The organism is Cysteiniphilum litorale, from assembly GCF_003428165.1.
Taxonomy (GTDB): Bacteria; Pseudomonadota; Gammaproteobacteria; order Francisellales; family Francisellaceae; genus Caedibacter; species Caedibacter litoralis.
This window is the reverse complement of record NZ_QLIQ01000023.1, coordinates 15,529-29,347: the sequence shown is the minus strand read 5'-3', so window position 1 is coordinate 29,347 and position 13,819 is coordinate 15,529. Positions and strand designations below refer to the sequence as shown.

Genomic DNA, 13,819 nt, shown 5'->3' with positions numbered 1-13,819 from the left:
TTGATTGGGTGACAAAGCAATAGATGGTAGAGGCTTAACGAAATAGACTTGCGCCAACCAAGGTGATTACAGCGACAATCAATAATATAATTGCGCTAATAATTTTAATACCTGCAGCACGTGATGCATTACGCCATTCACCGTGCTTAAGTCCCCAGAAATTAGACATTAAAATAATAAATGTCATAAATAGTGGCCAAGCAATAATCGGGCCCAAAGCGCCTAGGATTTGTGAGGCCTTGGCATAACAAACCGTTGATTCAAAAAACATCACTGCCATGGCAATAATCAACAGTTGATCTTTTAAGGTCATTTTTTGTGTGGAAACGGCTTGGGTTTGACGTTGAGTCTTAGCATTTAACATCGCAAAGTAGATAACATAAGGTATAAAACCGCCAACAAATACAAAAAACCACGGCAATATCGCAAGAATGAAGGGGCTATTCACTTCATTTGTCAGTGTGGCATATGCACTTAATGCATAGGCATAGCTAGCCCCTTGCAGTGCGGAGCTTATTCCTGCAAAAATTGTAATTAAAATGGCAAATAATGCCACCTTAGTTGCTTTGTTGGTTGTGTTAGTTAAGGTTTCTTTCTCACGTTGTTGTGCGGCAAGTCCTGCCAATAATACACCAACCAATAAGAAAACAACCGCTACTATTACTAAACTGACAAATCCCGTGCTTAACTGCTGTTGTGGGAAGAATATCAGTGGGATAAGTGTACCACCTGCCGTACCAATGCCAATATTGATAACAAAAGCGACACCAATACCAATATGTTTAAGCGCAACACTTAAACAAACCATGCCGATACCCCAGATTAAACCGGCAATTAGTGGAATAACAATTGCCATAGTAGGTACCTGTAGTAGCAAGCCAAAAAATGCCGGATCAACTATTAAGAAGGTCAAAAAAGGGATAATAATAAATCCCCAGAAAGCAAAGTTAAGCCACATCTTGACTGGATTGATTTGCATATGTTTTGTTGGAGTGGCAAAGCTGCCATTTAAAATGCCCGCTAAAACCGAGAAAAATAAAGCGCTAATAATCGTCATTTAAACCCCCATGGCAGCTTGTTGTTTCTGTGGCAAATGCATGCCTTTAGCAAAGCATAGCGCCCCTTCCAAAGCTGTGTTATAACCCAGTTGAGACAGTACAAGCTTTGGCGCCTTAACCAGTTTTAGCTTTTCATTTAATACTTTTTGCGCATGATCTAATAAAGCTTGCCCACCACCTAAAGCAACACCGCCACCAAATACGATAATTTCCGGTGATAAAATTGTCGCGATATTACGTAAGCCCTGCCCTAGGTTGTAGCCAACTTCTGACCACTCCTTCTCATTTAAATTCTCAGCTGATTTAAGATATAAACGTTTAATACCATTGCCTGAAACCATTGCTTCCAAACAATCATTTGTACCACATTCACAGCTAATACGCTGCATCATGTCATGGCTGTCATAACAGTGTGAAATAGCCTGATGTGCAATTTCAGGGTGCGATAGTCCTTGATAAATCTTGCCATCAATTAAAAAACCACCACCCATGCCGGTGCTCAATGTGATGTATAAAAAGCGCGATGCTTGATAATTCCCTAGATGATATTCTGCAACTGCAGCAACATTCGTATCCACATCGACATGAAAAGGGCATTGCCAACGTTCTTCCATAATATTTTTAAGCGGGATGTTACGCCATTGTGGTTGATGAAGTGGTGAAACAATGCCTTTATCAGCATCTAAGGGGCCACCAATGGCAGCACCAATACCTTTGATGTCATGGTTAGCTGCGACCTTTTCAATCAAAGTGTGAAGTAGTGAAATACCCTCATCAAAATCTAATGGTGTCGCTTCTTTGTATAAGGCGATTTCATGACCCTTGGCATCAATGGCTTTAACCATTGTCTTTGTCCCGCCAATATCTAAGCCAATATAGCAACCCGTTGACTCCATTTGTATGTATCCTTAAATGTTTGTGTAATTAGGGATATAAGATACAACTAAACGTAACAAAACCAAAGTCATTGTTATTTTTTGCTAATGGTATTATCATTTTACTGGGAAATATAAAAACGGACTTACCATGAATAGATTAAATTACCTATCACCATTAGTTTTCATTGTTTTTGGGCTTGCTGCTAGTTCAGCTGTCTACTACTCACAAATGCTTGCTATTATTGGCTATTTAATTATAGGTATTGGAATTTTATATTTAGTTATAATCATTCTTTATGACATCATAGAGACATATTTAAAATTTTTCAAAAGTAAAACATCTAAGCGTTATGCTATTGTATTTTTATATGCTGTTTTACTAATTGGTCTAGCTATTGTTCTCATCAATAAGAACTATTTAATTCAACAGTTAGTTACTGTATTGTCGCAAGTTTGATATTGTGCTTTGATGAAAAATAATAATATTAATGGTGCAATAGCGTATGGCTCTGTGTATCAGATGTATAGAACCTTGCATCGAACAAGAAACTTCTGCAACTTACAGTGAATCCTTTGAAAGTGCGAGAATCACTGCAGTAAATGATAATCAAAAGTTTTTCTTAAGGCATCTTGCATTGACACTTTAGGTGACCAGTTAAGGTGTGTCTTAGCATTCTCAATTGACGGCACACGGCGATCGACATCTTGATAGCCTTCACCGTAATAGTCTCCTGCAGTTGTCGCAATAATTTTAGTATTCTCAGCACGTGCTTGATACTCTGGATAACGCTTCATCGCATCAACGGTTAACTCCGCCAGTTCTTTAATTGAATATTCATTATCCGGATTACCAATATTAAAAATACGTCGATGTGCTTCGTTATCACGTTTTTTAACGATTTCAATCAAAGCATCGATGCCATCATCAATATAAGTAAAACAACGACGTTGTGTACCGCCATCAACTAGTTGTAAATCTTTACCATCGATAATGTTTGAAACAAATTGTGCTAATACGCGGGCGCTGCCTTTTTTAGACGATTTGATTTCATCTTGCTTGGGACCAATCCAGTTAAAGGGTCTAAATAACGTGTAATTAAGTCCTTCTTGCATGCCATAGGCGTGAATGACACGATCAAGTAGCTGCTTAGAGCAAGAGTAAATCCAACGTGGCTTATTGATGGGACCCGTCACTAAAGCGCTGGTTTCTTCATTAAATGGAATGTCTTTGCTCATGCCATAGACTTCTGATGTCGATGGGAAAATAAGGTGTTTTTTGTGCTTAACACATAGCTTCACAATATCAACATTTGATTCATAGTCGAGCTTATAAACAAATAATGGATCAGAGACATAAAGCGCGGGGTTGGCAACAGCAACCAGTGGGAAAATAACGTCACATTTTTGGATATGTTCTTCAACCCATGCCATATTCTCAAGTACATTATCTTTAACAAAGTGTAAGCGTGGATGATCTAAAAACTCAGTAATTTTATGATCAGAAAGATCCATGCCATAGATTTCCCAATCGGTATCTTTTAATATTTTTTCAACCATACTGCTGCCAATAAAGCCATTGACACCTAAAACTAATAATTTAACGGACATATTGTTACCTTTTTTATTCACTTTCTTTTGTGTTTTCACTTTGTTCAGTTTTTTTAGCGTGCGGCTTATCTTTTGATTCAGTCGTTGTTATGTAGTCTTTGATAATAAATCGTGGGCGTTTACGTACTTCTTCATAAATCCGTCCGATATATTCGCCAACGATACCAAGTCCCATTAACAGCATGCCAATGAGGAAATACATGATCGCAAAAAGTGTAAATACGCCATCGGCATCAGGACCAAAGGCAAGACGTTTAACAATCAAATAAATAAACAACAAGATACTCAAAAATGACACGATTAAGCCAGTCATTGTAAAGAACTCAAGAGGTGCTTTTGAGAAGTTGGCAAAGAAGTCAAAATTATAACGAATTAACTTATACAAGTTATAGCTTGAAGTCCCTTCTTCACGTGCGGCATGGCGCACACCAACATCGGTTGGATTTGATGAAAAGCTATGTGCTAGTGCAGGTAAAAAGGTTGAGTTCTCACCGGTAGCAACAACGCGATCAATCACGTCACGCGTGTAGGCTCTAAGCATACAACCCTCATCAACCATATCAATGCCGGTTAACTTTAAACGCAATGAATTATGTAATTTGGAGACAAATAAACGCCATTTTTTATCTTGGCGATCCATGCGATAGCCACCAACTACATCGTGACCTTGCTCGATTTTCTCTAACAATAGTGGAATATCTTCTGGATAGTTCTGTAGATCAGCGTCCATGGTTACGATCACTTCGCCATCAACATGCTCAAAGCCTGCCATAATCGCCATATGTTGTCCAAAGTTGCGATTAAAGTTAATTACCTTAACTTCATTTGGACGCTTGTCATGCATCTCACGCAATAGCTCGATGGATTTATCTTTACTGCCATCATTGGTAAAGATGACTTCATAGGGTTTGTTAATGGCATCAAGTGCCGGGAAAAGGCGTCCAAAAAGCGTAGGTAACACCTCCTCTTCGTTGTATATTGGAATTACCACACTTAAATAAGGCTTAGTCATATTAGCTCCTTAAGCTCTTAGTATTTTGTTGAGTGCGTCAAGCACATCGTCTTGTTCAGCAAAGGTCATATCTGGGAAAAGAGGCAAGCTAATCACATTAGCGCCAATTTCCTCGGCGTTTGGAAAATCACCTTTTTTAAAGCCATATTTATTGGCGTAATAAGGGTATAAATGTGCGGCTTCATAATGCACACCACAGCCGATATTATGCTGTTTTAACTGAGTCATCAGCTCATCGCGCGTGATTTTAACAACCTGTGTATTTAAGGTTGGCGCAAACAAATGCCATGCATGCTTGTGCTCAAACTGTGGTGCTTTTGGCAGAATGAGTGCGTTAAAGTTTGCAAGCTTTTCATAATAACGCTTTGCTAATTGCGTGCGCTTTTCAATGAAACCGTCTAAAGCAGGTAGCTGGTGTATACCAAGTGCTGCTTGCAAATCCATCATGTTATATTTAAAACCAGGGTAAACGATCTGATAGTGCGCACTACCTTCTTTGCCAAAGCGATTCCATGCTTCACGATCCATGCCATGAAAACGTGTTAAGGAAATATGTTTAGCGATCGCATCATCACGTGTCACGACACATCCACCTTCGCCAGTGGTCATGTTTTTATTCGGATGAAAACTAAAGACTTGCATATCACCAAAGGTGCCTAGTTTTTTGCCTTTATACTCAGCACCAATCGAATGCGCTGCATCTTCAATCACAGTGAGATTGTATTTTTGAGCTAATGCATAAATAGGATCCAAATCCACGGGTAAGCCAGCAAAATGCACCGGCATAATTACCTTTGTGTTAGGTGTGATTGCTGCTTCAATTTTTGTAACATCAATATTGTAAGTGTCACGTTCAACATCAACAAGTTTAACTTTGGCACCAACAATTTCAATGACATTTAAAGTGGCAGCAAAAGTCATCGGTGTCGTGATCACTTCGTCTTCTGGCTTTAAATCAAGTGCCAATAAAGCTAAATGCAATCCGGCAGTTGCAGAATTTAAGCATAAGGCATGTGGTGCGTTATGGTATTCTTGAAGCATGCTTTCAAACTTCTTAAGCTTTGGTCCTGTTGTTAACCAGCCAGAGCGCAAGCTCTCAACAACGTCGGCAATCGCATCTTCTGAAATGCTTGGTTTGGCAAAAGGTAAAAATGTATCTCTCATTTATTTGTCTCTATTACTGATTGATGTTGATTTATGGTTTTGCAACCAAATAAACGCCTAAAATAATCACAAAAATTCCGGCAACACGTGTTGCAGTAAGGGTTTCCCCCAATAAAAAATAACCGGCAATTGCGGTGACAATATAACCGATAGACACCATTGGGTAGGCTAAACCAACAGGCACGCGTGATAGCACCATCAGCCACACGACAACACTGATGACGTAACACATAAGCCCTAGAATGACGAAATAATTCGTTGCGACCTTCCAGCCAATTGGCCAAATATTGGCAAGGGTGAAGCTAAACTCACCAATGCGATCCATACCAAACTTTAAAAACAGTTGCGCTGAGGCGTTTAAAAGCACACCAAACAACAATAGACTCCATACAACAACGGTCATTTTTTATTACCCTCTTATGACTTAAATAAAAATTCAAGTCCAAACCACATTCAATAGGCTAGCATTGTAATGGCTTTAAGGGTTAAAGACAAACACATCGCATTAAGAAACAGAAAAACTAATCATGAGCGCTTTTATAAGCTTTTTGTTTTGACTCTGATGAATGTATTCGTGACATTTATTGACTCCCATTACTTAGTCTGGCTATTGCATGCATAACCGAGCTATAGCTAATTTTTTCTTGTTCTAAACGTAAGTTTTGAGTATAGGTATTTCCAACAAGTTGTTGATATAAATGCTCTTCATCAACTGTTAGACGCAGTAATTTGCGATGCTCAGGCTTTGGCTCAACACCCCAAAATTCGCTATGTGCCAATAGGGTTTCTTGATCCATTAATAGGCTTTTAACTTTGGGGAATTTTGCACGCAATTGATCTAAAATGGCAAAACCGTGCGTATCAATATCTCCCCAATAGTAGATATTCATGTCATTTAACCAGGAGACTTTTGCAAGGTGGTCAAAACCATACCCTGCACCAAATATAACCATACTATTGGTCAATTGAGGAAAAGATAAGAAATTGATTTCATTCTCAGTGATAAAAACATTTTTTAAGCTGTGCTGTATTTGTGGTAAAGATATCAGTTCCTTAAAATCATTATCTGCTAAAGTGAAATCCTGCTGTTTACCCAAGATAAACTGTAACTGTTGATCCAATAATCGAAAGCGCACGAATAAGGGTTTGGTTTTAAATCCCAATTGCTTTTCAAAGTTACGACTATTGAGTAGTGATAAATCTCTCTCAGTAAGGACTAATGGCAGCATCTGTACCAATAGTGCCTTGTTACGTTCAATAAACTTAGTGTCAACTGTTGCAATATCGACCTGTCTAAGATAAATATTTGGATTAGGATTTTTCTTTAACCAATCGATTACTTTAAGTAGGCGAGACCAGTCATCTGCAATCTCCAATGCCTTTAACGGATATTTTTCAAGCCATAGCAAAAGCTCTGGTTGAAACTGACGTGTATATGTAATCATTTTGCTAAATTGTTGATACGCTTGAAATTTTCCTAGCCATTTGACAGCACTTTCAAGATCAGGAATCGATGCACCACAAGGGATGGTATTTTCGCCCAATATGCGATGATTAATCGTCTTAAAATCAATGTCGGGGTAGTGATGTGCTTTGATTTCAGCAATCCATTTTCTCACCTCATCAAAGCGATCTACCAGCTCTTGGGTGTTAGGCTTTTTAAAGCTTAAGCGTTTTGGAAAGTAGCTTTCATCAGCTAATATACTTCTAAGTAATGCACCGCTATTCCATAGTTTTAGAGCTTCCTTTCGCAAGCATTTAGGTGTTGTCCACTGCATTTAAGTCACAGTATCTTCTAAGGCAAGCACTTTGGCTTTTTCTTCTTGATATTCACGAATACTTAGATTACGCACTTTGGAAGATTTGCCACCTTCATTATGCACAAAACCAACATTTGACACATGTGGTTCAATAATATGAATCTTTTGGAGTGGTGTGACAATAAGCAGCTGCAAATTGAGCTTTTTAAATAACGTCAAACCATATTGCGCTGACTCATCAGAGCCACGGCCAAATGCCTCATCAATAACCACAAAGCGAAAGGTTCGCGATCTCGTATTTGTCCATTCCAAGCCAAATTGATAGGCTAAACTTGCAGCAAGAATGGTGTAGGCTAGTTTTTCTTTTTGTCCACCTGATTTACCGCCTGAGTCAGAGTAATGTTCAAACTCAGTATCATCTTCGTGCCAACGCTCTGATGCTGAGAAGTTAAACCAATTACGTACATCGGTGACTTTAGCGCTCCAACGCTTGTCTTGATCACTCAAGCCCTCTCGTCCACGAAAACGCTCAATAATCTGCTTAACCTGTAAATATTTTGCCTCGGAATATTGTGTATCATCAGAGCCTGTGAGGCTTCCTTCAGTACAAGCGCGCAGCTCACTCTGGAAATTACGAATATCTGCATCTTGTGTTACAGACGCTTCTAATAGAATATAACGCCCAGGATTATAATCGATCTGCCCTAAGGAGTTATTGATCTGCGTAATACGCTCTTTAATTGTTTCACGTTCACGATTAAGCTGTGACTGAAAGTTGGCAATTTCACGAATGGTATTTTCATTTAAAAGCTCTTTAAATCTGGCCTCAAAGCGCGGCAAGTCATCCGCTTGCAAATTATCAAGCATAGCCTGATATTCATGATGTGCCTCAACGCTTGCATCAACCTCTTGTGTCTCCAATGGATAGACATTTTTATAATGGCTCATCGCTTTGATAATTTTCTCTTGTAGTAAACTTAATTTGCGACTTTCATTATCAATCTTTTTCTGCAAATAGCCTCTGAGTTCCTGTTCTTTATTATCACATGACTCAAGCGTCAAATTATGTTCAGCAAAGGCTTCAACGCGTAGCAGTTCTACTTGTTCAAAATAAACACTTGCTTGTTGGCTATCTTCTTGTGCTAAAAATTCATCAATTATTTGCTTAAGATCATTGATGTCAGCTTGCTTTTGTTCAGCTTTGGAGCGAGAGTCTTTCTCTTGATCAAGCTTTTGCTCCATTTCAATTCGTGTATTTTCTGTTTGTTCAAGCTTTTGTGAGAGCATCTTTAACAAATCAGAGGCGGATTCTAGTGCCTTTAATTCATCACTTAATGCATCGACTTTTAAGGCAACAGGTTTAAAGTCAAGCTCTGAAAAACGCTGATATTCTTCTAGCTTACTTAACGCATTTAAGCTATTGAGCAATGCTTTTTCATCTTTTTTGAAGTTGCTAATTTCTAAAGCAAAATCAGCCATTTCGGTTTCAAGTATTCTTTTTTTAGATTCGAGTGCTTGAATCTTTTGTTTATTGCTCCAACCAAGGACATAGCGACTTTGATCAGCTAATGCAAAACGATCATCTTTCTCATGGCGCTCATTACCGCCTTTAGTTTGACCATTTTGTGTGATCGCTTTTTTCTCACGTCTGAACTGCTCTTGTGTGTCGCAGCAGGCTAAGTCAAAACGATGCATTAACTCATTTTCAAGCCAGATATAAAACGGTGAGTCTGATTTGATCGACAGTTTGTGTACTAATGAATCCGGATGTAGGGAATAGGAGTTAGTGGTGCTGCGCTCACGTACCCGATAATATACAATACGCCCTTTTAAATGTGTTTGGTCAACCCAATTAGCGACTGCGGCATAATGTGCTTCAGGAACCAATAATGACAAGCCAAAGTTACGCATCACACGCTCGATGGCACCTTGCCATGACTTTTCATTTTCTCTGACTTGTAGAAGTTCGCCAACAAAGGGAAGATCTTCTTCATTTAAATTCAACGCTTTACAGATATCACTGCGAATATTGATTTGTGCTTGATCAATGTTACTCGTTCGTTTTTTTAGGTGATTAATGTCTTTTTCTAGCGTTTGATACTGCTCTTTTATCCGTAAAAAAGAAAACTCTGTTTCTTTGAGGTCATTACTTAAATGAGCTTGCTGATTTAGCATTGCTTCTTGCTGCAATGAGAGTTGGTCTCTTAGTGTAATAAAGGCTGCTTCATCGTCAACTGGACTTAATTCAAGCAAAGCCAATAATGATTTAAAACGTTCATATTTGCTTTGTCTATTTTGACAAAGTTCATTGGCTCGTAGAATTTCTTGCTTCAAATGCTCAATACGATTGCCACCATTTTCGGCAATTTGCTGTTTTAGATTAGCCTCATCTTCCCTATTTTGTTGAATTTGAGTTGTTAATCGCTCTATTTTGGCATGGGCGCGATTTAGCTCAACTTGTATATTATCAAGACGCTTTTCAGCAAGTGTCTTTTTGTGTGTCCAAAAAAATGGCTTTAATGCATCTCGGCAAGATTTCAAAAGATCAATCGTTTCAACTTGCTGAGTAAATTGCTGGCAATTATCCGTCAGCGGCACCAATAACTCAATTTGATGCTTGGCTTTGAGTACCGCACTATGAGCATGATTTAAGTCGTCAAAGTGGTCGATCAATGCTTTGATACGTTGATCAACTTCAAATGGCTCTAACATATGTTGGCGCACAAATTCTGTAAGATTCCCAACAGATTTCATTGAAACAGTTTGATGAAATAGATCTAGTGCCTGTTCATTATCAATCCCAAAACGACGGCGAAACCATGCGCTATATTGTGGGAAGCGCTCCATGAGCTCATGACCTTCATCTCTTAATCGCTTCTTAAGCTTCGTTATCTCGGTACCAAAACGACTGAAGTCTTGAGCAATTGATAGCTCGGCTTCAGCGCCGACAAAAAACCGCTCAGGTTGACCTTGAATATCTTTCATCCAAAAGACTTGAGCTAAGGTAATGACTTGGTTAAATCCCTTGTTGCGAAAAACACCCAAAATTACTGAATAATTATTGTGATCACGCAAAGCGACAGGCTTTGCTTTGCCACTTAGATCATTGCGCTCTGATTTATAATGTCCCAAAACATAAGATCTTAGCGAGCGTTCTTTGGTATCAGCGCCAGCAGCTTTATTGTATGCAATGCGTTGCGCTGGCACTAATAGCGTTGTCACAGCGTCAACTAAGGTTGATTTGCCAGAACCGATATCTCCGGTTAATAGCCCATTTCTACCATCTAACTGCAAACGCCACACTTGCTTATCAAAGGTGCCCCAGTTATAGACTTCAAGTCTTTCCAAACGAAATCCACTTAAGCGAACATCTTCCAAATCGTCAAAGTTTTCGATCGTTTCTAAGTTCAACTGTTCAGCCATTATTTCTTATCCTGTAAATATTGCTTGTATTCAGCAAGTTTATACTCAAACTCTGCCAACCATTGTGCGTCGACAAACGCCTTAATAATACGCTTGACCTCATAACGTGCTTCAGTTGCTTGAGTGCTTTGCTTGAGTTTATAAAGAAAGCCCAGTTCAACTACTTTGTTGATATGCTTTTCAATTTGGTCGGTGAGTTTTGCCTCATTGCTTGATTCCGGCAAAAACACCTTTAATAGCTCAACAATCTCTGCTTTTGTTAATATCAAACGTGTGTCTGAACCTGAAGCATCAAATTCAGCCAGCTTTTTACGCAATAGGGCAAGTAATAAACTTACTGCAAATGACAGGGGTCTTCTGGCAAACAAGCGCAACTCTGGCGAGCTTTTAGTAATAGCTATTTCACTTTCTTGCTGTTCATCTTGTTTTGCGCGCAGAAAGGCATAACCTTCTGCTTCATCTAAGATTAGTTCCAACCCCAAAATGTCGACATAATCACAAATTTGTGCATGTAAACGAATCAAAGCGCTCCAACGCTTTGGATCAGTATCTTGATAAATAACGCCCTTTAACAGGCTAATAACAATCACAGATAGTCCAACTGTCTGAGATTTGTCTTGTTCTTGAATATCATCTAAGTCTAAGCTTAATTGTTCGCTCTCTATTGCCATTTCTCTGTACACTTCTTAATTATTTTCTTAAATACAACACTCTAGGTAATGTCGCTGTTCTTGTTATCAACTCATCATTAACATTAGCCTGCCAACTAATCACATCCTCTTTAGTATCATCAACAATCACATTAAAGCGATCTGTATAAGCATCGCTATCCATTTCTAGATAAGCAACAAGCTCAGCTAAACCTTGTGTTAATGGTCTTAGCTGACACAATTCATATAAACTCATCTGCGTTTTTTGTTGAAGATGTTTACGAATATGTTGGGCTATTGCTTGTTTATCAATAATGGTTTGTAAAAAAAGAGCACTTGAATCAGCTTCTTCTAATCCTTCTTCTAACTTAACATTATTGAGTTTTACTTTAAGTGGAGGGCGGTAAAGTGTACGCTCCATTGGTAGATCGATATTGGCACTTGCCACATCAATTGACATAAAGGTATTGTTAATATCTGACTTAAATAAGGTGTCTTTTTCAGTTAATGTAGCAGATTCAATACTGCGAATAATATCCATGATTCGCTTGTTTTCAAGCCATGCCTGATCATCTAAAAATCGTCGAAGTTGTGAGGATAATTGTGCGACTGTTCTTTGTGTATGTTCTCCTGCTTCCAACCAGTCATAATGAATGCGGTGTGTTCTTCTATCCGGTTGCAAGTCACTAATTGCGGGTAAATTAAGTGTTTCATGTAGCATCTGGCTAAATGCTTCTTGGCGTGCTGGCGACATAAGAAAGTCCCAAAATGCCTGAAAACTGGTGCCTTGATCAGAATCGGCAATCGCATCACGCTCGCCCATAATATCGGCAAGTAAATCGCCTTTTTTGCCATCCCAAAGTGCGATGCGTTCGCGCACACTGCGATCCAGTGAGCGAAAATTATGTTCAACTTGACGAAAATCCGATAATAGTTCTCGTGCTTGTTGACTAAATTGCATAAAGCGATCTTTTAATGCGGTGTCATCTAATAATGTAATATTACCTTGGACAACTTGGGCAATCTCAGCATCTATTGCTTCACGTTGCTTTTTGAGTTCATTCAATCTGGTTTCAGGATCAACGGCACTACCTTGAGTGATCTGTTTTAGCAGGTCAAACAACATCAACAATCTAGATTCGGTACCAACAAAACTGCGCTGACCTAGTGATGATAGCCAAGCAATTGCTTTTTCTGTTGCGGGCATGAGATCAAAATAAGCCTCATCTGAATCTTGACGATAAAACTTCCTAAGCCAACCTTTTTCCATGGCAGCCCAGTCATTTAAGTAATCACGCGCAGATTTTGGGAAACTATCATCACCTAAGCGCTCTCTTAAATCATATAACTGATCCTCAAGTGATTCGATTAAATCAGCTTCTGCAATAACGCGCACGTTCTCAGCAATAAATATGCGATTAAGAAAACTCACAATTAAGGGAGCATGGGGACTTGCTAATAAGCGCCATGCTGGATGATTTTGACGTAATGACTCTAGCGTTTGATAATCGAGTTGCATTAAGAGGTAACCGTTACTCATTCACTCTATAAAATATGGAGAACATAATACACACTTCATCAAGTGTGTTATAGCTTTTCTTGAAATTAATCTTAAGCTACTGCTGAATATAATTAACCAAACTCTCGACTTCATCATGCTTTTGATGATAACGAGAACTTGCCCATTTACTTAAGTCACCAATTGATAATAGTCCTAGAAACGTATTGTTATCATCATAGACTGGCAAGTGACGAATACGCTTTTCGGTCATGAGTTGCAAGGCTTCTTGTGCGGTTTGGTTGTGATTCATCGAAATGATCTGCTCGCTCATAATATCGGCGACAATATGTTTTTTGAGATCTTGGTTGCGTGCAGAGACTTTAAATAAAAAATCACGTTCAGTGATAATGCCATGAAATTCATCGTTATCGATAACAAGTAGTGAGCCAACTTTATGTTCAGCCATTTTTTGTGCGGCTTCAAATAAACTGCTATTGGCGCTAATGCTAAAAACGCGTTTTTCCTTGTTGACGATTTCTTTGAGTTTGCTATGCATGGGGTTGCTCCTTATGTTTTATGTCAGAACATCGTGTTCCTAGAGTATAGCCTAACGGTTGAGAGATATTTGTAAAGAGCAAATTATACGAGTGATGGAAAAAATGCTTTTTTGTTGTTGCGATTCGCAGGTGATGATGGTAGCTTGTGTTTATTGTCATTGAAAAAGCTCAAGGAGGCTGGTGATGTTATATACAATCAAAAAACACA

General features: G+C 38.8%; 12 protein-coding genes. 1 reads left to right on the top strand and 11 read right to left on the bottom strand.

What is annotated here, in order from left to right:
• Positions 1 to 34: 34 nt before the first annotated feature.
• Entirely contained in the window at positions 35 to 1,057 is a 1,023-nt protein-coding gene (locus tag DNJ75_RS09630; RefSeq protein ID WP_117003247.1) for an L-rhamnose/proton symporter RhaT, read from the bottom strand.
• Positions 1,058 to 1,954 (bottom strand): ROK family protein, encoded by an 897-nt coding sequence (locus DNJ75_RS09625; RefSeq protein WP_117003246.1) that lies wholly within the window; start codon positions 1,952 to 1,954, stop codon positions 1,058 to 1,060. It lies immediately after the preceding gene.
• A 130-nt stretch (positions 1,955 to 2,084) separates the two neighbouring features.
• On the opposite strand from DNJ75_RS09625, the gene DNJ75_RS09620 reads away from it, so the two are divergent.
• A complete protein-coding gene (locus DNJ75_RS09620; protein WP_117003245.1) occupies positions 2,085 to 2,393 on the top strand; it encodes a hypothetical protein in 309 nt (102 codons plus the stop codon).
• A 131-nt stretch (positions 2,394 to 2,524) separates the two neighbouring features.
• Here the strand turns inward: DNJ75_RS09620 and DNJ75_RS09615 are convergent, their stop codons facing one another.
• From DNJ75_RS09615 to DNJ75_RS09575, 9 genes are all read right to left on the bottom strand, one after another.
• Positions 2,525 to 3,544, bottom strand: a complete 1,020-nt coding sequence (locus DNJ75_RS09615) for a bifunctional UDP-4-keto-pentose/UDP-xylose synthase (protein WP_117003266.1) — start codon at positions 3,542 to 3,544, stop codon at positions 2,525 to 2,527.
• 13 nt (positions 3,545 to 3,557) lie between these two features.
• The gene (locus DNJ75_RS09610) at positions 3,558 to 4,556 is read right to left on the bottom strand and encodes a glycosyltransferase (RefSeq protein ID WP_117003244.1); all 999 of its coding nucleotides are present in this window, start codon (positions 4,554 to 4,556) and stop codon (positions 3,558 to 3,560) included.
• A gap of 9 nt (positions 4,557 to 4,565) precedes the next feature.
• A complete protein-coding gene (locus DNJ75_RS09605; protein WP_117003243.1) occupies positions 4,566 to 5,720 on the bottom strand; it encodes a DegT/DnrJ/EryC1/StrS family aminotransferase in 1,155 nt (384 codons plus the stop codon).
• A 31-nt stretch (positions 5,721 to 5,751) separates the two neighbouring features.
• On the bottom strand, positions 5,752 to 6,123 hold the full coding sequence (locus DNJ75_RS09600) for an EamA family transporter (protein WP_117003242.1): 372 nt from the start codon (positions 6,121 to 6,123) through the stop codon (positions 5,752 to 5,754).
• A 178-nt stretch (positions 6,124 to 6,301) separates the two neighbouring features.
• A complete protein-coding gene (locus tag DNJ75_RS09595; protein ID WP_117003241.1) occupies positions 6,302 to 7,498 on the bottom strand; it encodes a Wadjet anti-phage system protein JetD domain-containing protein in 1,197 nt (398 codons plus the stop codon).
• Positions 7,499 to 10,903: an ATP-binding protein gene (locus DNJ75_RS09590; RefSeq protein WP_117003240.1), complete on the bottom strand. Its 3,405-nt coding sequence runs from the start codon at positions 10,901 to 10,903 to the stop codon at positions 7,499 to 7,501.
• Complete coding sequence (locus tag DNJ75_RS09585; protein WP_117003239.1) at positions 10,903 to 11,574, bottom strand: DUF4194 domain-containing protein; 672 nt, start codon at positions 11,572 to 11,574, stop codon at positions 10,903 to 10,905. The genes DNJ75_RS09590 and DNJ75_RS09585 overlap by 1 nt, the downstream gene beginning before the upstream one ends.
• A gap of 19 nt (positions 11,575 to 11,593) precedes the next feature.
• Positions 11,594 to 13,093, bottom strand: coding sequence for a DUF3375 domain-containing protein (locus DNJ75_RS09580; RefSeq protein ID WP_224742303.1), 1,500 nt, complete (start codon positions 13,091 to 13,093; stop codon positions 11,594 to 11,596).
• 76 nt (positions 13,094 to 13,169) lie between these two features.
• Positions 13,170 to 13,610, bottom strand: a complete 441-nt coding sequence (locus tag DNJ75_RS09575; RefSeq protein WP_117003237.1) for a CBS domain-containing protein — start codon at positions 13,608 to 13,610, stop codon at positions 13,170 to 13,172.
• Between the last annotated feature and the right edge of the window lie 209 nt (positions 13,611 to 13,819).

Coding starts and splice junctions, on each gene's coding strand:
- DNJ75_RS09630 (WP_117003247.1), bottom strand. CDS start 1,057: ATGACGATTATTAGCGCTTTATTTTTCTCGGTTTTAGCGGGCATTTTA.
- DNJ75_RS09625 (WP_117003246.1), bottom strand. CDS start 1,954: ATGGAGTCAACGGGTTGCTATATTGGCTTAGATATTGGCGGGACAAAG.
- DNJ75_RS09620 (WP_117003245.1), top strand. CDS start 2,085: ATGAATAGATTAAATTACCTATCACCATTAGTTTTCATTGTTTTTGGG.
- DNJ75_RS09615 (WP_117003266.1), bottom strand. CDS start 3,544: ATGTCCGTTAAATTATTAGTTTTAGGTGTCAATGGCTTTATTGGCAGC.
- DNJ75_RS09610 (WP_117003244.1), bottom strand. CDS start 4,556: ATGACTAAGCCTTATTTAAGTGTGGTAATTCCAATATACAACGAAGAG.
- DNJ75_RS09605 (WP_117003243.1), bottom strand. CDS start 5,720: ATGAGAGATACATTTTTACCTTTTGCCAAACCAAGCATTTCAGAAGAT.
- DNJ75_RS09600 (WP_117003242.1), bottom strand. CDS start 6,123: ATGACCGTTGTTGTATGGAGTCTATTGTTGTTTGGTGTGCTTTTAAAC.
- DNJ75_RS09595 (WP_117003241.1), bottom strand. CDS start 7,498: ATGCAGTGGACAACACCTAAATGCTTGCGAAAGGAAGCTCTAAAACTA.
- DNJ75_RS09590 (WP_117003240.1), bottom strand. CDS start 10,903: ATGGCTGAACAGTTGAACTTAGAAACGATCGAAAACTTTGACGATTTG.
- DNJ75_RS09585 (WP_117003239.1), bottom strand. CDS start 11,574: ATGGCAATAGAGAGCGAACAATTAAGCTTAGACTTAGATGATATTCAA.
- DNJ75_RS09580 (WP_224742303.1), bottom strand. CDS start 13,093: ATGAGTAACGGTTACCTCTTAATGCAACTCGATTATCAAACGCTAGAG.
- DNJ75_RS09575 (WP_117003237.1), bottom strand. CDS start 13,610: ATGCATAGCAAACTCAAAGAAATCGTCAACAAGGAAAAACGCGTTTTT.